The 18,833-nt window shown below is 67.4% G+C and carries 18 protein-coding genes; 16 read left to right on the top strand and 2 right to left on the bottom strand.

The genetic code is table 11. The features are described 5' to 3' along the window. Window positions 1–5: 5 nt before the first annotated feature. From GWQ44_RS10285 to GWQ44_RS10210, 16 genes are all read left to right on the top strand, one after another. A complete protein-coding gene (locus GWQ44_RS10285) occupies window positions 6–650 on the top strand; it encodes a sulfotransferase (RefSeq protein WP_275927228.1) in 645 nt (214 codons plus the stop codon). Beyond that, window positions 643–1,314: an HAD-IA family hydrolase gene (locus GWQ44_RS10280; protein ID WP_092313902.1), complete on the top strand. Its 672-nt coding sequence runs from the start codon at window positions 643–645 to the stop codon at window positions 1,312–1,314. Before GWQ44_RS10285 ends, GWQ44_RS10280 begins: the two co-directional genes overlap by 8 nt. Next, window positions 1,292–1,726 (top strand): type II 3-dehydroquinate dehydratase, encoded by a 435-nt coding sequence (locus tag GWQ44_RS10275; protein ID WP_016967067.1) that lies wholly within the window; start codon window positions 1,292–1,294, stop codon window positions 1,724–1,726. Before GWQ44_RS10280 ends, GWQ44_RS10275 begins: the two co-directional genes overlap by 23 nt. Beyond that, a complete protein-coding gene (locus GWQ44_RS10270; protein ID WP_016967066.1) occupies window positions 1,719–2,033 on the top strand; it encodes a phosphopantetheine-binding protein in 315 nt (104 codons plus the stop codon). The genes GWQ44_RS10275 and GWQ44_RS10270 overlap by 8 nt, the downstream gene beginning before the upstream one ends. Next, on the top strand, window positions 2,030–6,028 hold the full coding sequence (locus GWQ44_RS10265) for an amino acid adenylation domain-containing protein (RefSeq protein WP_275927227.1): 3,999 nt from the start codon (window positions 2,030–2,032) through the stop codon (window positions 6,026–6,028). The genes GWQ44_RS10270 and GWQ44_RS10265 overlap by 4 nt, the downstream gene beginning before the upstream one ends. Before the next feature lie 125 nt (window positions 6,029–6,153). Continuing rightward, the gene (locus GWQ44_RS10260; protein ID WP_016966240.1) at window positions 6,154–6,546 is read left to right on the top strand and encodes a VOC family protein; all 393 of its coding nucleotides are present in this window, start codon (window positions 6,154–6,156) and stop codon (window positions 6,544–6,546) included. 42 nt (window positions 6,547–6,588) lie between these two features. Beyond that, entirely contained in the window at window positions 6,589–6,942 is a 354-nt protein-coding gene (locus GWQ44_RS10255) for a DUF1801 domain-containing protein (RefSeq protein WP_016966241.1), read from the top strand. Window positions 6,943–7,042: 100 nt separating this feature from the next. Beyond that, window positions 7,043–7,783, top strand: coding sequence for a class I SAM-dependent methyltransferase (locus GWQ44_RS10250; RefSeq protein WP_016966242.1), 741 nt, complete (start codon window positions 7,043–7,045; stop codon window positions 7,781–7,783). 24 nt (window positions 7,784–7,807) lie between these two features. Further along, a complete protein-coding gene (locus GWQ44_RS10245) occupies window positions 7,808–8,428 on the top strand; it encodes a sugar O-acetyltransferase (protein WP_085057499.1) in 621 nt (206 codons plus the stop codon). Between the two features lie 17 nt (window positions 8,429–8,445). Next, the gene (gene cysC / locus GWQ44_RS10240; RefSeq protein WP_110725756.1) at window positions 8,446–9,063 is read left to right on the top strand and encodes an adenylyl-sulfate kinase; all 618 of its coding nucleotides are present in this window, start codon (window positions 8,446–8,448) and stop codon (window positions 9,061–9,063) included. Then, window positions 9,063–11,387, top strand: coding sequence for an MMPL family transporter (locus GWQ44_RS10235; protein ID WP_275927226.1), 2,325 nt, complete (start codon window positions 9,063–9,065; stop codon window positions 11,385–11,387). Before cysC ends, GWQ44_RS10235 begins: the two co-directional genes overlap by 1 nt. A 30-nt stretch (window positions 11,388–11,417) precedes the next feature. Next, complete coding sequence (locus tag GWQ44_RS10230) at window positions 11,418–12,221, top strand: outer membrane lipoprotein-sorting protein (RefSeq protein WP_092313916.1); 804 nt, start codon at window positions 11,418–11,420, stop codon at window positions 12,219–12,221. After that, entirely contained in the window at window positions 12,218–13,453 is a 1,236-nt protein-coding gene (locus tag GWQ44_RS10225; RefSeq protein ID WP_275927225.1) for a hypothetical protein, read from the top strand. Before GWQ44_RS10230 ends, GWQ44_RS10225 begins: the two co-directional genes overlap by 4 nt. A gap of 54 nt (window positions 13,454–13,507) precedes the next feature. Further along, window positions 13,508–14,674 carry a hypothetical protein gene (locus GWQ44_RS10220; protein WP_275927224.1) on the top strand — a complete coding sequence of 389 codons (1,167 nt, stop codon included), beginning with the start codon at window positions 13,508–13,510 and terminating at the stop codon, window positions 14,672–14,674. A gap of 36 nt (window positions 14,675–14,710) precedes the next feature. Next, a complete protein-coding gene (locus GWQ44_RS10215) occupies window positions 14,711–15,865 on the top strand; it encodes a bis-aminopropyl spermidine synthase family protein (protein ID WP_275927223.1) in 1,155 nt (384 codons plus the stop codon). Further along, a complete protein-coding gene (locus GWQ44_RS10210) occupies window positions 15,855–16,616 on the top strand; it encodes a PIG-L family deacetylase (protein WP_275927222.1) in 762 nt (253 codons plus the stop codon). The genes GWQ44_RS10215 and GWQ44_RS10210 overlap by 11 nt, the downstream gene beginning before the upstream one ends. Here GWQ44_RS10210 and GWQ44_RS10205 read toward each other — a convergent pair. Both GWQ44_RS10205 and GWQ44_RS10200 read right to left on the bottom strand, forming a co-directional pair. Next, window positions 16,556–17,428 (bottom strand): glycosyltransferase, encoded by an 873-nt coding sequence (locus GWQ44_RS10205; protein WP_016965808.1) that lies wholly within the window; start codon window positions 17,426–17,428, stop codon window positions 16,556–16,558. The genes GWQ44_RS10210 and GWQ44_RS10205 overlap by 61 nt on opposite strands. Continuing rightward, a complete protein-coding gene (locus GWQ44_RS10200) occupies window positions 17,428–18,807 on the bottom strand; it encodes an MATE family efflux transporter (protein ID WP_265533853.1) in 1,380 nt (459 codons plus the stop codon). The genes GWQ44_RS10205 and GWQ44_RS10200 overlap by 1 nt, the downstream gene beginning before the upstream one ends. Window positions 18,808–18,833 lie beyond the last annotated feature (26 nt).

Raw genomic sequence — 18,833 nt, 5'->3', positions numbered from 1 at the left:
CAGGGATGCTTAAGCAATATGAGTGCATGAACGTGCCGGACTGTGTCGCTGCCGATGGTGGCCGCGTGACCGTGGTGTCGGGGCTGCCGCGTTCCGGCACCTCGATGATGATGCGCGCCCTGGCCAGTGGCGGCCTGGCGCCGCTGACCGACCACTTGCGCCAGGGCGATGCGCGCAATCCCCATGGCTACTTCGAATGGGAGGCGGTCAAGACCCGGGACGGCTATCTGGGCTGGATGGATCAGGCCCGCGGGCGGGCGGTCAAGCTGGTGTCGCGCTTTATCCAGTACCTGCCGGCGACCCATGGTTACCGGGTGCTGTTCATGCACCGCGAGATCGACGCGGTGATTCGCTCGCAGCGCAACATGGCCGAGCACCACAGCGGCCAGGCCTGGGGGGCGCGCGAGGCGCAGGACCTGGCCCGGCTGTATCGCGAGCATGTGGCAGAGGTCCTGGCCTGGGTCCGCCAGCGGCCCAACATGCAACTGCTGGAGCTGGACTATCAACGGGTGCTGCAGGACCCGCACGGCGAGTTCGCCCGGGTCGCGGCCTTCCTGGCGCCGCAGTCCCTGGCGCTGGCCCCCATGGTGGCCACGGTGGACCGTGGCCTGGATCATCAAGCGGCGCTGGAGACTGCGGCCCATGTCTGAATCTGCGATCAACGCGGTCATCTTCGACCTCGACGGCACCCTCATCGACAGCAAGCAGGTGATCCGCGAGGCCTATCACGCGGCCCACGCCCAGGTGCTGGGGGCGGATGTCGAGCCGCCACCCTTCAGCGAATACTGCAAGCACCTGGGCCGCAGCTTCGTGCAGATCATGAAGATCATGGGGCTGCCGCCACAGATGCATCCGGTGTTCATGCAGGAAAGCAATGCGCGCATGCAGAAGATCCGCGTGTTCGATGGCGTCCGCCCGCTGCTGGCGGGGCTGCGCGACCGGGGCATTCCCATGGCCATAGCCACCGGCAAGGATCACCAGCGCACGGTGGCGATTCTCGATCACCTGGGCCTGCTGCAGTACTTCGCGCGGATCGTCGGCAGCGACGATGTGGCCAACCCCAAGCCGGCGCCGGACATGGCCCGGATCATCGTCGAGCACTTGCAGGTGCCGGCCGCCGGCTGCCTGTTCATCGGCGACGCCCTGGCCGACCTGCAATGCGGCGAGGCGGCGGGCATGCAGACCGCGCTGGCACTCTGGGACCATCCCGCCGAGGACATCCGGCGCTACCCCTGCACCTATCGATTGACCGACCCACGCCAGATCCTGGCCCTGCTGGAGGTGGCCAGCCATGCCGACGTTACTCCTGCTTAATGGCCCCAACCTGGGCCGCCTGGGGCAGCGTGAGCCCCAGGTCTATGGCGCCAAGAGCCTGGCCGAGATCACCCGCGAGGTCGGCGCGCTGGCCGCAGCCCGCGGCTGGACGCTGCTGGCCCGGCAGAGCAATCACGAAGGCGAGCTGATCGACTTCATCGAAAGCCAGCACCAGGCCGAAGCCCTGATTATCAATCCGGGGGCGTTGATGATGTCCGGCTGGGCCCTGCGCGATGCGCTGCAGGATTACCCGGGCCGCTGGATGGAAGTGCACATCTCCAACCTGTTCGCCCGCGAAGCCTTCCGCCACAGCTCGGTGCTGGCGCCCCTGTGCCACGGCTTCATCGCCGGCCTGGGCAGCGATGCCTATGTGCTGGCGGCGCGGGCGCTGCTGGGAGCCGTCCATGACTAGTGCAATCTCGACGGGCCCGCTGCAGGCCCGGCTGCTGGACGATGTGCTGGGGCTGTGTGCCCAGTTGCTGAAATTGGCGCCGCACCAGCTGGACGGCGCGGCCAACTTCTTCGCCTGCGGTGGCAGCTCGCTGCAGGCCCTGCAGCTGTGCGCGCTGCTGGAACAACGTCACCCGCAGCTGTGGGGCGAGGACGGTATCGACCTGACCCTGATCGTCGGCACCGCCAGCCTCGGCGAGTTCGTCGCCGGGCTGCTGCGCGCGGCGCACAGCGAGCCGCGAGCGTCGATGCTGGAGGGCGAACTATGAGTCAGGCGGTGGCGACACTGATCGAGCATTGGGAGCAGCGCGGCGTCCATCTCTACGAAGAGGCCGGGCGCCTGCGCTATCGCTGCGACGAGGCCGGGCTGCCCGCGGACATCCGGCACAGCGTCGGCCAGGAAAAGCACCGTCTGCTGGATTACCTGGCGCCGCCCGACCCGCTGGCGGCACCCTTGGCCGGCCTGCGCCAGGCCTACTGGCTGGGGGAGCACTCGGCCTTCAGCCAGGGCAGCGCCGCCTACCTGCACCTGGTGTATGCCGGTGCCGTGCCGACGGCGGCACAGCTGCAGGGCGCCCTGGCGCGGATGCTGGTCCGGCACCCGGTCCTGGGCTACACCCTGGACGCCCGTTCACCGCGCTTCAAGCCCCTGGCCGCGGAGTTGCCGAGCGTCGAGCAACAGCCCGCGGTGGCCGGTGCGCGGGCGCGGCATTGCGCCTCCCTGGCGGACAGCGCCATGCCCATTGCGCCCCTGGCCGCGGAACAGCCGCTGCTGCGCCTGGTGCTAGTGGAGGACCACGAGGAGCGCTGCCTCCACGTGGTCTACCGGCTGGCGTTGTTCGATGCGCCGGCGGTGCAGATCTTCATCAACGACCTGCTGGCACTGGTGACGCAGGAGGCCGACGGCGCGCTCCCCGGCTATGCTCCGGCGGCGCTCGCGGCCTTGAGCCGCAACCGGCGCCTGGCGCGGTACAAGGCCCGGCACTACTGGCAGCGCAAGATTCCCCAACTGGCCGCCGGCCCCGATCTGCCCCTGGCCCGGCGCAGCCCCGGAACGTCGGCGGCGCCGCGTTTCATCGAGCACCGGCGGATCCTGGGCCCGCAGCTGCAACAGGCCCTTGAGGCCGCGGCAAGACGCCATCAGGTGTCGCTCAACGCCACCTTGCTGACCCTGTTCATGCAGACCCTGGCGCGCTGGTCGGGCAAGGCTTCGGTGACCTGCAGCGTCATGTACAACACCCGGGCACAGCTCGAACCGGCGCTGGCTTCGACCCTTGGCAACCAGGCCGACACCCTGTTGATCGACCTGCCGCCCCAGCCTCTGGCGTTCGCCGCCTGTGCCCGGCAGGTCCAGCAGGATCTGTACGCGGCGCTGCAGCATGGCGCCTACGACGGCGTGTCGGTGGTCCGCCAGTGGATCCGCGAGCACGACCAGCGGGCCAGCAGCGCCGAGCCGCCGATGCCCTATGTGTTCTCCTCGTTGCTGGAGATGGACCTGCCGGCCGCGCCCCTGCAGCAGACCGACCACGCGATGATGACGCCGCAGATCTGGATCGACGCCCAGGCCTTCGCCAGCGCCGACGGCCTGTGCCTGTCCTGGGACGAGCGCGAGGGGCTGTTCGAAACCGGGCTGATTGCCCAGGCCTTCGAGTATTTTCATGGCGCCCTGGAGCGCCTGGCCCTGCAGCCGCAGAGCTGGGACTTGAGCGAGCTGCCCTTGCCGGAGTCGTTGCTGGAACGGGTCGACCGTTTCAACCACTTGCAGCGGCCGCTGTCCGGACAGGCGCTCTATCAGGGGCTGCTGCATCAGGCGGCGCAGCGCCCGGACGCGCCGGCGGTGTTGAGCGACGATGCCAGCCTGAGCTTTGCCCAGTTGCTGTGTCTGGCCAGTCGCCTGGCCAGCCACCTGAACGAGAACGGGGTCGGGCCCAGCGACCATGTGGTGGTGCGTGGCAGTCGTGACATTGGCAACGTGGTGGCGATCTATGCGGTGCTGATGGCCGGTGCCACCTATGTTCCGGTGAGCAAGACTTCGCCGCCGCGCCGGGTGCATTCGATCATCAATCAGGCCGCGGCCACCACGGTCCTGGGCGATGACGACGGGGACATCGCGGCGATCATCGCTTCGCCGGTGAACTGGTCGCTCAACTACCGGCACTGGCTGCAGTCGTCCGAGGCCCGGGGCCCGGCGATCAGCCCGGCCTACCCGGCGGTGGATACGGCCCTGGCCTACATCATGTTCACCTCGGGCACCACCGGTACGCCCAAGGGCGTGGCGATCAGCCATCGCGCGGCGCTCAACACCCTGCAGGACTGCCGCGAACGCTTGGCCATTGAGCCTGCGGACCGCTTGCTCGGGGTCAGTGAGTTCAGCTTCGATCTGTCGGTGTTCGACCTGTTCATGCCGGCCCTGTGCGGCTGTGCGCTGATCCTCGCGGCCAATGGCCAGCGCAGCACTGATCCGCAAGCCTGGCTCGACGCCGCGCAGCGCCACCGGGCGAGTGTCTGGAACTCGGTTCCGGCGATCATGGAAATGGCCCTGGGCTACGCCAGGGCCGTGGACCGGCCGGACGCTCTCGCCAGCGTGCGGCTGTGGATGGCCAGCGGCGACTGGATCGCCCTGGGCCTGCCCGAACGTTTGCGGGAACTGGCCCCGGGCTCGCGCTTCATGGCACTGGGCGGGGCCACCGAAGCGGCCATCTGGTCCAATTGCTTCGAGGTCCGGCAGGTGGACCGGCAATGGCCGAGCATTCCCTACGGACGGCCCCTGAGCAATCAGCGTTTCTACATACTCGACGCCCTGGGCCGCCGTTGTCCGCCCGCGGTCAAGGGCATGCTGTACATCGCCGGCGAAGGCCTGGCCGCCGGTTACATCCACGACCGCCAGCGTACCGACCAGGCGTTCTTCATCGAGCCCGGGTTGCAGCAGCGGGTCTACCGCACCGGCGACATGGGCCGCCTGCGCATGGACGGGGAGATCGAGTTCCTCGGCCGCGAGGACCTGCAAGTCAAGCTCAATGGCATGCGTGTGGAACTGGCGGAAATCGAGGCGGTGCTGGCCCGGGCCCCCGGGGTGCAACAGGCGGCCACCTGCGTTGATGGCGGCGGAGCCCTGTACGGTTTCTTCGTGGCCCGCGAGCCGCTGCCCAGCGGCGAGTCGGTGCTGGACTTCGCCGCCCAGTACCTCAACCCCTACATGGTGCCGGTGCGCCTGTTCGCCCTGGCGCAGTTGCCGCTGACGGCCAATGGCAAGGTCGACCGCGAGGCGCTGCGGGCCTTGCTGCCGGGGCTCTGCGGGCCACAGGCGGCGGCCGCGGATGCGGGCTTCTCGGCGCGCCGGGAACTGCTGCTGGGCTGCGTGCAGCGGGTCCTGCCGGCGCTGCGCGAGGCCGACGCGTCCTGGTTCGACCAAGGGGCTTCGTCACTGCACGCGGTGCACATCCTGCTGGCACTGAACAGCGAGCTGGGGCTGGACCTGAGTCTGGCGGACATTTACGCCCACCCCTCGGTCAACGCCTTGCTCGGCTACCTGCAGGGCGGCGGACAGCGGCCGCGCAATCGGGTGGACTTCTGCGCCCGCGCCGATGACAACCGGCCGCTATTGGTGCTGGTGCACCCGGTGGGCGGCGCGCTGTCGTGCTACTGGCCGCTGATCCGCTTGCTGCGCGAGAGCTTCGAGGTGATCGGCCTGTGCGCCGACGCCGGGCAGCGTTTCGACAGCCTCCAGGCCCAGGCCCGGGAATACCTCGGACAGCTGCAGGAGCGCCTGCTGGCCGGGCGCCCGGTGGTGGTCGCCGGCTGGTCGTTCGGCGGTGTGCTGGCGGTGGAAATGGCCCGCCTGCTGAGTGCCGAGGGGCAGGTGCGGCCGGCTCTGGTGACCCTCGACGCGGGCGCGCCACCGGAGCCGGCGCCGGAGTTACCGCCCAGCCTGTTGCAGCAACTGTTCCAGCGCGACCTGGAGCAGTCCGCACAGATCCAGGCCGAGGGCCAGGCGCTGCCGGCCATCGCCGAAAGCGCCTCCCAGGAACGCTTTGCCCTGTTCTGTCGGCACTACGCGGCCCTGCTGGACTATCGCTACCGGCCGGTGAATTGCCCGAGCTGGCACCTGCGGGCCAGTGTCGAACACCGCTCCAGCGGCCTGCGGCCCTTGGCCGAGCAAGCCGTGGGCGAGCGCTGCCTGACCCTGACCGCGGATCACTACAGCCTGCTGTCCGGGGTCGCCCTGGAACAGGTGGTGCAGTGCCTGATGCAGGCGGCCCGATGAAACACCGGCGGCAGGGGCATTCAGTGCTGGCGCAAGTACAGCCTTACCGGGAAAATCCACACCGGCTCGCGGCTGCCCTGCGGCACCACGAGTCGCATAAACAGAGCAATTTAAGGAGTGACACTGTGAAGTTTGGATACACGATTGTTTATGTCCCCGATGTCGAAGCCTCGATCCGTTTCTTCGAGGACGCCTTCGGCTTCTCCCGGCGCTTTCTCGACGAATCCGGTGATTACGGTGAGCTCGACAGTGGCGCCACCACCCTGGCGTTTGCCAGTCGCGAGCTGGCCCATTCCAACTGCGAAGGCGGCTATCAGTTCTGCAGCCCCCAGCAGCAACCCCTGGGCATCGAGATCGCCCTGGTCACCGACGATGTGCCCAAGGCCCATGCCAAGGCCCTGGCCGCTGGCGCCACGGAACATGCGCCAGTGCAGAAAAAGCCCTGGGGGCAGGTGGTTTCCTATGTTCGCTGCCCGGCCGGGACCCTGGTGGAGCTGTGCACCCCGGTGGGCCAGTGATTGCTCGGTCCGACCCAATACAGCGGCAGGGAGTGCCCAAGCATGCGTAAAACCGAAGATGCGGTTCTGACCTTGCTCGAGGACATCGGCAGCACCCACGGCCACCTGCTGCAGGTGGTGCAACGGGTACGCCAGGTGGTGGAGGAGTGCTGTGGCACGGTCGCCGAATCGGTGAAGTACGGGGGCATCCTGTTTTCCCGTGTCGCGCCGTTCTGCGGGGTCTATGCCTATACCGGACATGTGTCGGTGGAGTTTGGCCAGGGCTATCTGTTCGAAGACCCGCATCGGGTTCTGGAAGGCTCGGGAAAGTTTCGCCGACATATAAAACTGCTGACACTAGCGGATGTTCAAGACAAACATCTTGCCGACTATATAAGGCAAGCACTCAATCACTAGTTCCTTGAACTGAACACTTAACTAACGGTTGTTTCCTGCGGGGGATTCTATCCCCCGCACGGGACCTTATTGCCCAAAAAAACACAGAGTGGAACAGCACATGAGCGATGCCAGCACCTACGGCGAAACCCTGGCCGATATCTATGACGATCTGTATGGCGAGGCGCCGGCCAATGCCATCGAAGTGCTGGTGGCCATGGCCGGCACCCGCGAGCCGGTCCTGGAACTGGGCATCGGCACCGGGCGCTTCGCCTTGCCGATGCGCGAGCGCGGGGTCCAGGTGCATGGCGTCGATGCTTCGCCGTCGATGCTGGAGAAACTGCGGGCCAAGCCCGGCGGCGCCGAGCTGCCGCTGACCCAGGCCGACTTCGCCAGCCTCGAAGGGGTCCGCGGCGGGCCCTTCAGCCTGGCCTTCTGCACCTTCAGCTCGTTGTTCCTGCTGCCGTCCCAGGCCGCCCAGGTCAGCTGTTTCAAGGCCACCAGCGGCTTGCTCAAGGAACACGGACGGCTGGTGATCGAAACCTTCTACCCGGACCTGTCGCGCTACGCCAAGGACCAGCCGGTGTACGTCGGTGGCCTGGAGCGCAACGAGGTGCTGCTGGAAGCCTCGCGCCTGGACCCGGTGGCCCAGCGGGTCAGCTGTCGCTTTATCCGCCTGCAGGCGCAGGGCATGCGGGTGATTCCGGTGGAGCTGCGCTACGCCTGGCCGGCCGAGCTGGACCTGATGGCCGAACTGGCCGGCATGCGTCTGTTGGAGCGTTGGTCAAGCTGGGACAAGACGCCCTTCGTCGAGGGGTCGTTCAAACATATATCCGTCTATGAAAAGTTGCCGCAGGCCTGAACTTATTGAACTTCGGAGTTGCTCATGGATGTTTCGCAAGTTGCAACTAACGCAAGCCGCAAACAACCTTCGGCCCGGGAACTCATGTTGGCCGGTGAATGGTTCTGCACCCCTGATATGGAACTGGCACGGATGCGCATGCGTGCCCAGGAGTTGCAGCGGCTCTACAACAACTGTTCGCCACTGGATATCAAGCAACAACAAGCTTTGCTGGCCCGGCTGCTCAAGCGAGTGGGGCGCAACAGTTGGGTGGAAGCCAACTTCCATTGCGACTACGGCGTGCATATCGAGATCGGCGACGAGGTGTTCATCAACATGAACTGCACCTTTGTCGACGGCAACCGGATCGTCCTTGGCGACCGGGTCTACCTCTCGCCCAACGTGCAACTGATGACCACCCGCCACCCGCTGCAGCCCGAGGCGCGCACGGTGCTGGTCGATGGCCGGCGCAAATGCGTGCAGCGCGCGGCGCCGATCGTCCTGGGCAACGACGTCTGGGTCGGTGCCGGCGCCGTGCTGCTGGGAGGTGTGGAGGTGGGTGACAACAGCGTGATCGGCGCCGGCAGCGTGGTCACCCGTTCGATTCCCCCCGGTGTGCTGGCGGCGGGCAACCCCTGCCGAATCATTCGCTCGGTCTATGAGTGACCCCATTGGATGTGCCTATGAGAGACGTGACAGTGAATAGCTATGACATGAGCAAGGGCGACACCGGCGGCAGGGCCCGCGGTGGCGCAACGGCGCTGGCCCACGGGCCGCTGTGCGTCTGGTTCACCGGCCTGTCCGGTGCCGGCAAGTCGACCCTGGCCAGGGCCCTGGAGGCCCGGCTCGAAGCGCTGGGCGCGCGGGTCAGGGTGCTCGATGGCGACGATCTGCGCAGTGGCTTGAACAGCGACCTGAAGTTCTCCGCCGCCGACCGCAAGGAGAACGTCCGCCGCCTGGGGGAGGTCGCCCGGCTGTTCTACGACAGCGGCTACATCGTGCTGGTCAGCGCCATTTCGCCCTTTATCGAAGATCGCCAGCGGGCACGGGCGCTGTTTCCTGGCGGGCACTTCCTTGAAGTGCACGTGGCCACCGCCCTGGCGCTGTGCGAGTCCCGCGACCCCAAGGGCCTGTATGCCCGGGCCCGCAGCGGCCAGCTGGCGCAGTTCACCGGGATCGACAGCGCCTATGAGCCGCCGCCGGCCTGCGAGTGCCAGATCGAGACGGCCGGACGCAGCGTCGAGGAGGGCGTCGCCCAGCTGCTTGAGCTGATCGGCACCGGTCCTGGAGGGCGCCGCTGATGGCCACTTCAACCTTCGAACGCTGGCTCAAGCGTTACCGCTTCTGGCTGTTCACCCTGACGCTGATCCTGGTAGCGGTGCTGTCCTGGGGGATGACCTCGATCCGCTTCGCCGCCGACTACCGGGCGTTCTTTCCCGAGGGCGAAAAGACCGTCGAGCAACTGGATGCGCTGCATCGCCAGTTCGGCAAGTCCGACACCTTGCTGTTCGTGATCAAGAACCCCAAGGGCACGATGTTCACCCGTGCCTACCTGGAACAGCTGCATGAGCTGACCCAGCGCGCCTGGCACATTCCCCACGCCTATCGGGTCGACTCGGTGACCAACTTCCAGCACGTGTTCGCCGAGGACGACACGGTGCACGTCGAGGCCCTGGTGCGCGAACCGGCGGACCTGACACCGGCGCATATCCAGCTGATGGAGCGCCTGGGACGCAATGACATCGAGCTGGTCAAACGCCTGGTGTCCAGTGATGGGCAGACCGTGGGCGTGCTGGTGACCCTGCAGTTTCCGCCCCAGACCCTGGACGCGGCGCTCGCCGCCACCGCCGAAGGCCAGCGCCTGCTGGATGACTTCGCGCGCAACAACCCCGGGCTGCAAGTGCACCTGACCGGGCTGGCCGCGGTGGAGGCGGCCTACCCGCAAGCCGCGCAGCAGGACATGGCGGTGCTGACCCCGCTGATGTACCTGATCATTCTCCTGGCCAGCGTGCTGATGCTGCGCAGCCTTGGCGCGCTGCTGGTGGTGTTGATCGCCATCACCCTGGCCACCGCCGCGACCCTGGGCGCCAGCGGCTGGCTGGGGTTCGAGGCGACCGCGCTGACCGGGCTGCTGCCGACCATCGTGCTGGCCACCTCGGTGGCGGAGATCATGCACGTGCTGTCGGCGGCGCGGCAGATGAGCGGCCAGTACGGCGAGCGCCGGGTGGACCTGGCCTGTGCGGCGATCAAGGACACCATCAAGCCCATCGCCATCGGCACCGCGACCAATGCCGTGGGCTTCTATAGCCTGGTGTTCGCCGCGTCGCCGCCCTACAAGGAGTTCGGCGTGCTGGCCGCGATTGGCGCGGTGATGGCGCTGCTGGTGACCCTCTCGGTGGCCGCGGTGCTGATTCCGCTGCTGCGCCTCAAGCCGCTGGAAGGCGCGGCCAGCCGCCGCTACTCGGCGTACATGGAGCCTTTGCTGCGCTACCCGAAACTCTGCCTGCTGGGCTTCGTGGTGCTGTTCGTGCTGGCGATCGAGCCGGCCCGCCACAACCTGATCAATGACCGGATCGTCGAGAACTTCGACACCAGCATCCCGGTGCGCAATGCCACCGAGTTCGCCATGGACAACCTGTCCGGCATCTATCGCCTGGAGTACGTCGCCAGCTCCAGCAAGGGCGATATCTCCGATCCGGCCTTTCTGCAGGAGCTGGATCGCTTCGCCCAATGGCTCAGGACCCAGCCGGAGGTCGATTCGGTGACCACCCTCGGCGATGCCCTGAAGAAGCTCAACCAGACCATGAACGGCGGTCGGCCCGAGGACTACCGCTTGCCGGTGGACCCGGCGCTGGCGGCGCAGATGCTGCTGGTCTACGAGATGTCGTTGCCCTTCGGCCTGGACCTGGGCAGCCAGATCAACATCGACAAGTCGGCCACGCGCCTGGTGGTGACCCTGACCCGGCTCGACACCCAGCAGATCCGCGACATCAAGCAGCGCGCCGATGACTGGTGGCAGGCCAATGCGCGGCGCAGCGCGCTGATCCCGGGCCTGGGCACGGGGGAGGCGGTGGTGTTCGCCAACCTGACCCACATCAGCATCGAGTACATGGTCAACGGCCTGCTGTTCGAGTTGCTGACCATCACCCTGATGGTGGCGTTCTTCCTGCGCAACGCCGGGCTGGGGCTGATCAGCGTGCTGCCCAACGTCTTTCCGTTCTTCATCATGTTCGGCCTCTGGGGCCTGTGGCGCGGCGAGATCAACACCGCGGCGATCAACGTCTGCGTGGTGGTCTACGGCCTGATCGTCGAGGCCACGATCCACATCATGAGCCACTACAAGGGGCTGCGCCTGGAGCAGGGGCATTCGCCCCGGGAAGCCCTGCGCCTGACCTACCAGCATGTGCTGCCGTCGGTGTTCGCCAACTCGGTGATCCTCGCCTCGGGCTTCATGGTGATGACCCTCTCGCCGTTTTCCATGAACGCCGACTTCGGCCTGCTGGCGGTGATCGCGATCTTCCTTGGACTGATCTTCGACGCCCTGTGCCTGCCCCTGGTGCTGCTGACCTTCGACCGCTTCCTGTGGGGCCGTGCCGCCACCCGGCTGGCGCCCCGCGAAGCCTGACCCGACCCTCATTCAGACAAGGACTCGACCATGAACCACAAAGCCGCATTCAGCGCCTGCCTGTCACTGTGCGCCCTGTTGCACCAGGCACCGACCCTGGCCAGCCCGGAACAGGAACTGGGGCAGCAATACGCCCATCGCTGGCGCGACAGCGACCTGGGCTACCAGGACACCAGCGCGCGGATCCGCCTGACCCTGGTGGAGAAGGAGGGCGCCCGTACCGATCGCTTCATGCGCATGAACAGTTTCGAAACCGCCAGCACGGCGGTGGGGGACAAGGTGCTGCTGACTTTCGAGGCCCCGGAGAACATCAAGAATTCCCGGGTGCTGATCCACTCCAAGATCAAGGAGGGCGATCAGGTCTGGCTGTACCTGCCGGCCCTCAAGCGGGTCAAGCGGGTGGCGGCGGCCGACCGTTCCGGCTCGTTCTCCGGCAGCGAGTTCTCCTATGAGGACATCGGTTCGATGGAGGTCGGCAACTACGACTACCAGTGGCTGCGCGACGAGCCCTGCGGCGATGCCCAGTGCGCGGTGGTCAAGCAGGTGCCGCTGTACCCGTACTCGGGCTATTCGTCGATCTGGGTCTGGTACAACAAGGCCGACTACCGGCAGATGAAGACCGAGTACTACGACCGCAAGGGCAGCAAGTTCAAGACCCTGACCCTGGATGGCTACCAGCTGTTCCTGGGACGCTACTGGCGCGCCCTGAACATGACCATGGTCAACCACATCACCGGACGCCAGACCCTGCTGGTCAGCTCCGACGTGCAGTTTCGCACCGGCATCGGCGAGGACGCCTTCGAACCGGCCCGGCTCGGAAACCTGACGCAATGATCACCCGCCGTCCCGGGCTTGCGGCCCTGGCGCTGGGGCTGTGGGGCGCTGTCGGGCAGGCCCAGGCGCAAGCTCGGTCGCCGGCCCAGCCCGAGCCCCAGGCGGCGGAGCAGGAACTGTCGGCGAAGATCGCCCTCAAGCGCTATTTCTTCACCTCGTCGCCCGCCGACGGGGTCGACGACGACCTGCCCGGCACCGCGCAACTGGGCCTGGATTATCAGTACCTGCAGAGCTGGGACAGCCTGCGCCTGCGGCTGGTGGTCAACCCGCGCTACCTCGAAAGCGCCAAGAGGGATCCGCGCCCGGACTTCTACTGGGATGAACTGTTCGTGCTGCTGGAACAGGACAGCCGCGAGCTCAAGGTGGGCCGGATCAAGGAACACTGGGGCGTCATGGAAACCCGCCAGCTGGTGGACGTGATCAACACCTATGACAACCTCGACGGCCTGCAACCGGAGGAAAAGCTTTCGCAGAAGGCCCTCAAGCTGGGCAGCAGCCTGGGCCCCGGGCACCTGAGCCTGTACCTGCTGGACGGTTTCGAGCCGGTGCAGTTCTACCGCGAGCCGGCGCGCTTTGCCGCTTACCGGGTGCAGTCGCAGGCCGAGTACCTCCACGGCGCCGATCGGGATGGGCTGGATGTGGCGGCGCGCTATTTCGTTTCGGTGTCCGATCTGGACATCGGCCTGAGCTACTTCAAGGGCACCAACCGGGCGCCGGCGTTCCGCACCGCAGGCGACAGCCTGGTGGCCCAGTACACCGAGGTCACGCAGTGGGGGCTGGACGCGATCTGGGTCCGCGAACAGTGGCTGTACAAGCTCGAAGCCCTGGATCAGCGGGTTTCGGACAGTGCCTACGACTCGCGCAAGCTGTCCGTCGGCCTGGAGTACGCCATCACCCGGGCCTGGCGTGACGCCGACCTGAGCCTGATCGGCGAGTACCACCGCGACCAGGATCAGCGCCTGGCCCCGGTGAGCATCTTCGACCGCAAGTTCCTGCTCGGCGCGCGCCTGGAACTCAACGATGCGCACCTGTCCTCGCTGTTCCTGGGCTACACCGCGCAGGCCTCGGACCTGGGCAACAACATGCTCAGCGCGTCCCTCGACCTGGGGCTCAGCGATGCCCTGCGGGCCGGAGTCTCCGCAGTGCTGGTCAGCAGCTCCCGCAGCGATGCGGTGTGGGATGCACTGGCCAGCGACTCCCACCTGGCCCTGGAACTGTCCTATTCATTCTGATCGCGCCGGTCACCACCGGGGCGATCCCATGCTCTCGCTATAAGGGGTAACGCCATGGACACGCTGCTACAGATCATCGGCTTCGGGCCCGCCGCCCTGGGCCTGTTCATTGCCGCGGACCGCAATGGACGCTTGCAGGCATTGCTCGACGGCGGGGTGCAGGTGCATGAGCGCAGTGCATCCTTCAGCCAGTGGCAGTGCCTGGCCTACGCCATCGAGGCCAATTCGCCGATCGCCGACTTTCTCCGCGGCATCCGCAGCGATGGGGTGTTCGCCCAGTGCCTGCGCCAGCCCCAGGTGCAGCGCTGGCTGCAGAACCCGGAGCAGGTGGTGTCGCTGCTCGAAGTCTCGGCGTTCCTGCGCCAACTGGCCCAGGTGATCCTCGATCTGTGCCGGGACCAGCCCAAGGCGGCGATTCATTTTGCCCACCCGGTGGCCAGTGTCCGCAGCAGCGCCAGTGGCTTCAGCGTCCAGGGCGACTGGGGCAGCAGCCACAGCCGTTACCTGGTGCTGGCCTGTGGCGCCCGGGTGCGCGAGCTGCTGCCGCAGGAGGGCGCGGCGCCGGCGAGCCTGTGTTCCGACCGGGTGTTGCGCGGGCAGGCCGACCCGCTGCTGCTGCAGGCCCTGGAGCAGGGCCGGCCACTGCTGGTGCTGGGGGGCAGCCATAGCGCGTTCTCCGTGGTCGGCTACCTGCTGCAACGTTTTGCCGGGCGCCTGCCAGCGGCGGCGATCCAGGTGCTGTGCCGCCAGCGTCCGGCACTGTGGGCGGCCTCGGCCAAGGTTGCGCCAGCCCTGCAGGCCCAGGACCTGATCGACGCGGAAAGCGGCGAGGTCAACCGTTTCTGTGGCCTGCGCGGCGCCGCCCGCGACACCCTGCTGCAGATCGAGGCGGGGAGCTGGGCCTGCGTCGAGTTGCATATCGGCAACGCCGATCCGCGACCCTGGCTCAGCCGCGGCGCGCTGCTGATCAATGCCACCGGCTACCGCCCGAGAGTGCCCGGGCTGCTGAATGCGGCGGGCGTCAGCCTGACCCTCGATGAGCGTGACGGCAATCTGTGCAAACACCCGCGAACCCACGAACTGATGGTCGGCGGTCAGGCGCTGCCCGGGCTGTTCGGCACCGGGCTGGGCTATGCCGACCGCCGTGGCGACACCCTGGAAGTCGGGGTCAATTTCTTTCACGGCCGTTGTGCCGGAAACATTCTGCATGCCGTGCTCTGACGGCATTTCACTTCAAGCAACGCCACAGGAGGCTGCATGCATACAGTGACTGCAACAGGTTCGGAACTTCAGGCGACGCTGGCGACACTGCCCGGCGCGAGCGGCGCGCAAGCGGCGGCGCTGGACGATCTGCTGGCCAAGCTCGGGCGCCCGCAACGCATCTACCAACTGCTCTCGTCGCGCCTGACGGTGCGCCAGGTGCTCTGGTGCCTGGCGCAACTGCTGGCCGATGGGCGCGTGGGCCAGGTGCCGGGCCCGGACGCGCCGCGTTTCGTCTGGCAAGGCGTGCCGGACACGCCGGCGCCCGGGCATGGGCTGCACCTGGTCAGCGATGACTGCCTGCAACTGAACCCGCATTTTCGCGAGATCCTCGCCGACCTCGTCAGCGACAAGCAGAACCGCTACAGCCAATCCATCGAGACTTACGAAACCCTGGTGCGGCGCTACAAGATCATGCAGAGCCTGGGCGACCTGAACCATGAGGCGCTGTTGCTGCTGGGGGACGACGCGTTGTTCTCGCTGTTTCTCGCGGTCCACGGCTACCGCCGGCAGATCGTGGTGGCGGACATCGATCCGCAACTGCTGGCGACCATCGCCCGGGTCGCGGCGCAACAGGGCTTCGACAATATCGAAGTGGTTCACTACGACGTCTTTGAGCCGTTGCCGCCCAGCCTGCGTGGCCGCTTCGACTGCTTCGCGGTCAATGGCTTCAAGGACCTGGGAGGCCTGTTGATGTTCGTTGGCCGCGCCCTGCAAGCACTCAAGGCACCGGCGGCGATGGCCAGCGGTTACCTGAATTTCGGCAGCCACGAGGTGCCTTCGGCGGCTCGGGTCCAGGAGGAGGCGGAGCTGTATCAGACGCTGTTGCGCTTTGGCATGTACCTGGACTACTGCGTGCCCTGTCCGGAAACCCATGTCGGTCCGGACTTCGAAGAGGCCTTCAGCGCCAGCGCCCGGCGCCTGGCCCAAGTGCCACCGGCCATGCGCCTGGCGGCTTGCGAGGTCGAGCTGCAGGGGCTGTACCGGGCGTTCGAGCAACTGTCCTGGGTGCAGATGGCCAACTTCCCCGATATCCAGCTCTCGCCGCTGAAAATGGGTCGTTGCCGGGTGGTGGAGCGCAACGACCGGGAGATCTCGCGCTTCCTGCGCCTGGGGCAGCTGTATGCCGGCGGTGCCGTCAATGCCCGCTGAGGCGCCGCGCGGTCGGGTGGTGGTGCTGTCACCACACCCGGACGACGCCGTCTGGTCGCTGGGCAGTGGCCTGGCGCCCTGGGCCGGGGGACGGCAGATCGTGCTGCTGAGCCTGTTCGCCGGCGACGCCGGTCCGGCCATCGCCCGGGCCCATGCCAGCGAACAGCGCTGGCGCTGTTTTGCCAGCCCCGGGCAGCGGCGCCAGGAGGATCAGCGCGCCGCGGCGATCCTCGGTTGCGCCTGCTCCAGCCTGGGCGCGCAGGACGCGGCCTTGCGCCTGGATGGCCATGGCGAGTTCCTGCATGCCAGCCCGCAGTCGCTGTTTCTCACGCCCGACCCGGACGCCTGGCCGGAGCCCGACCCGGGGCTGCTGCAGCGCCTGCGCGGCTGCCTGCGGCCGCAGGATGTGCTGTGCGCGCCCCTGGCCGTCGGCGCCCATGTCGATCATTGCCTGACCCATCGTCTGGCCCGCGCCCTGGACCACCGGCTGTTCTTCTACAGCGATTTTCCCTACGTCGAACAGTGCTCCCCACAGCATGAACTGGAGCACATGCAGGCCCTGGGCCTGCGCCTGCGGCCCCGGGACATTGCCTGCTCCTGGTCACGCTGGCGCGAGGCTGCTTTGTGCTACCGCTCCCAGGTGCTGATGCTGTTTGGCAGCCAGGGGCGCTTTCTCGACGCGCTCAAGCGTCACTCCCGGGCGCAGGGGGAGAGGGCGTTCTGCCGGATCTGGTCGACACGGGCGATGTAGCGCTGCAGCGAGCCGGTGGGCGACAGCAACTGGTCCAGGGCCAGGGCCTCGGCGATGGGCGCCTGGGCCTGGAACAGCTCCAGGTTGTGCCGGTGATCCTGCCAGCGCTGCGGGTTGTGATGGGACATGTGATAGCCGCAGGCGGCGGGGGCCAGGCTGAGCCGAACCCCGGCCCGCCACAGGCGGTAGCCCAGGTCCAGGTCTTCCATGCCCCAGCGTCGGCCATAGGAGGCATCGAAACCGCCAACCTGCTGCCAGGCGCTGCGGGATACCGAGATATTGGCTCCGGCGCTGCCCAGCCACGGCCACTGGCTGGCCCGAGGATGTTCCGCGGCCTGCTCCAGGGGATTGGCGACCAGGCGCGCGCCGTCGGCGCTCCAGCGCCCGGCCAGCAGATCCTCCGGCAGGATCGGCGGGCAGCCGGGGCAGCCCAGGGCCGGATCGCTCAGGGTGCTCAGGGCGATCAGCTCCCGCAGCCGGCCATGGACCAGGCCGGCCTGGGCGCGCTGGGCCTGTAGATGAGCCTCGAAGAAGCCGTCCCGGACCAGGATGTCGTCGTCGAGAAACAGCAGCACCTCGCCCTGGGCCAGGCTTGCCCCGAGGTTGCGCGCCGCCGCGCGCCCCAGGCCCGGCGAGTGGAGTATGCGCACATCGCTCAAGGCGGCGAGCTGGGCCATGACCGCCGGTTGCGCGGCGTCGGCGACGATCAGGGTTTCGAACTGGCAACGCTGCTGCTGGCGGCGCAGGCTGGCCAGGGTCAAGCGCAGGCGCTCGGCCTTGGCGTGCACCGGGATGATCACCGAAAGCTGCATCAGACCCCCTCATCCGGCAGGGCGGCGGCCGCAGGGGCCTCGCTGCCGCGGCGGTTGAGCTGGTAGTGGCGCTGGGTCATCAGCGCCGCCGCCACCAGGTTGCCGATCAGCATGGCTTCCACCAGACCGTTGAGGCCGCGTTGCCAGTGCAGGGTCAGCAGCCAGCCCAGGGGCACCATCAGCAGCAGGTAGGCAATGCCGTGGATCAGGGTCGGCGCCAAGGCATCCTCGCGTCCGCGCAGGGCATTGGACATGACGCCCTGCCAGGCGTCGAAGGGCATGGCCAGGGCCAGTAGCAGCATGCTCGACAGCGCCGCCGCCAGCAGTTGCGCGTCATGGCTGTACTGCGCCAGCAGCGGCCCGGGCAGGGCGGCCAGGAGCAGGGCGCAGAGGGTACTCAGCGTCACCCCCAGCCACAGGCCGGCCTGGGTCGAGCGCCGGATGTCCGGCAAGTCGCGGTTGCCGTGGGCCATGCCGACCAGGATCGAGGTGGCAAAGCCCACGCCCATGGGAATCATGAACAGGATCGAACGGATGTTGACCAGCACCGCGCAGGCGGCGGCGATCAGCGGCGAGGCCACCCCGGCCATGACCGCGATCAGCATGAAGGCGCCGGCCTCGATGCCGAAGCTCAAGCCGCCGCCGTAGCCGATGCGCCGTTGCATCTGCCATTGCGACCAGCCCCAGGCGAAGCGCCGGTTGATGCCGAAGTCGGCCCGGTCGGCCATGAAGCGGTGCACATAGAGCATGATCGCCAGCGCCATCAGCAGCCTGACCAGGGTGGTGCACCAGGCCGAGCCCAGGGCGCCCATTTCCGGCAGGCCGAAGGCGCCGTAGACCATGGCGTAGCACAGCACCCCGTTGATCAGGTTGCCGCCCAGGATCACCAGCGTGGCGGGCATGGGGCGGGAGATGCCTTCGAGGAAGAACGAATAGGCGATGTAGATCAGGATCGCCGGCAACCCCAGGGCCACCACCCCCATCAGTTGCGCGATGGCCGCGGCCAGGTCCGCCTGGACCCCGAAGCGGCTCAGCAGTGGCAGGCTGGCGACGCTGGCCAGGGCACACAGCAGGCCCAGGCCCAGGGCCTGGACCACGCCGCGCTGGGCAGCCAGGCCGGCGGCGCGCGGGTCTTGCTGGCCGATGGCGATCGAGCCCATGACCAGGATCCCCAGCAGCAGCCCGGCGGCAATCAGCATGTAGGTGTCGGCGATGGCGTGGGTGATGGAGATCGCCGCCAGCGACTCGGTGGCGTAGCGCCCGACCATCATGGTGTCCACCAGCGACAGCAGGAGGAAGCCGATACGCGATACCACGATCGGGCCGGAGAGTCGGGAGAGTTGCAGCAACTTGTCTTTGAAAAGGCTTGAATCGGCCATGGGATGGGCTCCTGGCTGCGGCGCGC

The organism is Pseudomonas sp. 3MA1 (assembly GCF_029237275.1).
GTDB classification, from domain to species: Bacteria; Pseudomonadota; Gammaproteobacteria; order Pseudomonadales; family Pseudomonadaceae; genus Aquipseudomonas; species Aquipseudomonas fluorescens_AP.
The sequence above is the reverse complement of the archived record's forward strand: the minus strand, read 5'-3'. Positions and strand labels throughout refer to the sequence as shown.

Bases quoted from the DNA above. Each gene is read 5' to 3' on its own strand.
- GWQ44_RS10285 (WP_275927228.1), top strand. From the start codon at position 6: ATGCTTAAGCAATATGAGTGCATGAACGTGCCGGACTGTGTCGCTGCC.
- GWQ44_RS10280 (WP_092313902.1), top strand. From the start codon at position 643: ATGTCTGAATCTGCGATCAACGCGGTCATCTTCGACCTCGACGGCACC.
- GWQ44_RS10275 (WP_016967067.1), top strand. From the start codon at position 1,292: ATGCCGACGTTACTCCTGCTTAATGGCCCCAACCTGGGCCGCCTGGGG.
- GWQ44_RS10270 (WP_016967066.1), top strand. From the start codon at position 1,719: ATGACTAGTGCAATCTCGACGGGCCCGCTGCAGGCCCGGCTGCTGGAC.
- GWQ44_RS10265 (WP_275927227.1), top strand. From the start codon at position 2,030: ATGAGTCAGGCGGTGGCGACACTGATCGAGCATTGGGAGCAGCGCGGC.
- GWQ44_RS10255 (WP_016966241.1), top strand. From the start codon at position 6,589: ATGCGTAAAACCGAAGATGCGGTTCTGACCTTGCTCGAGGACATCGGC.
- GWQ44_RS10250 (WP_016966242.1), top strand. From the start codon at position 7,043: ATGAGCGATGCCAGCACCTACGGCGAAACCCTGGCCGATATCTATGAC.
- GWQ44_RS10245 (WP_085057499.1), top strand. From the start codon at position 7,808: ATGGATGTTTCGCAAGTTGCAACTAACGCAAGCCGCAAACAACCTTCG.
- cysC (WP_110725756.1), top strand. From the start codon at position 8,446: ATGAGAGACGTGACAGTGAATAGCTATGACATGAGCAAGGGCGACACC.
- GWQ44_RS10235 (WP_275927226.1), top strand. From the start codon at position 9,063: ATGGCCACTTCAACCTTCGAACGCTGGCTCAAGCGTTACCGCTTCTGG.
- GWQ44_RS10230 (WP_092313916.1), top strand. From the start codon at position 11,418: ATGAACCACAAAGCCGCATTCAGCGCCTGCCTGTCACTGTGCGCCCTG.
- GWQ44_RS10225 (WP_275927225.1), top strand. From the start codon at position 12,218: ATGATCACCCGCCGTCCCGGGCTTGCGGCCCTGGCGCTGGGGCTGTGG.
- GWQ44_RS10220 (WP_275927224.1), top strand. From the start codon at position 13,508: ATGGACACGCTGCTACAGATCATCGGCTTCGGGCCCGCCGCCCTGGGC.
- GWQ44_RS10215 (WP_275927223.1), top strand. From the start codon at position 14,711: ATGCATACAGTGACTGCAACAGGTTCGGAACTTCAGGCGACGCTGGCG.
- GWQ44_RS10210 (WP_275927222.1), top strand. From the start codon at position 15,855: ATGCCCGCTGAGGCGCCGCGCGGTCGGGTGGTGGTGCTGTCACCACAC.
- GWQ44_RS10205 (WP_016965808.1), bottom strand. From the start codon at position 17,428: ATGCAGCTTTCGGTGATCATCCCGGTGCACGCCAAGGCCGAGCGCCTG.
- GWQ44_RS10200 (WP_265533853.1), bottom strand. From the start codon at position 18,807: ATGGCCGATTCAAGCCTTTTCAAAGACAAGTTGCTGCAACTCTCCCGA.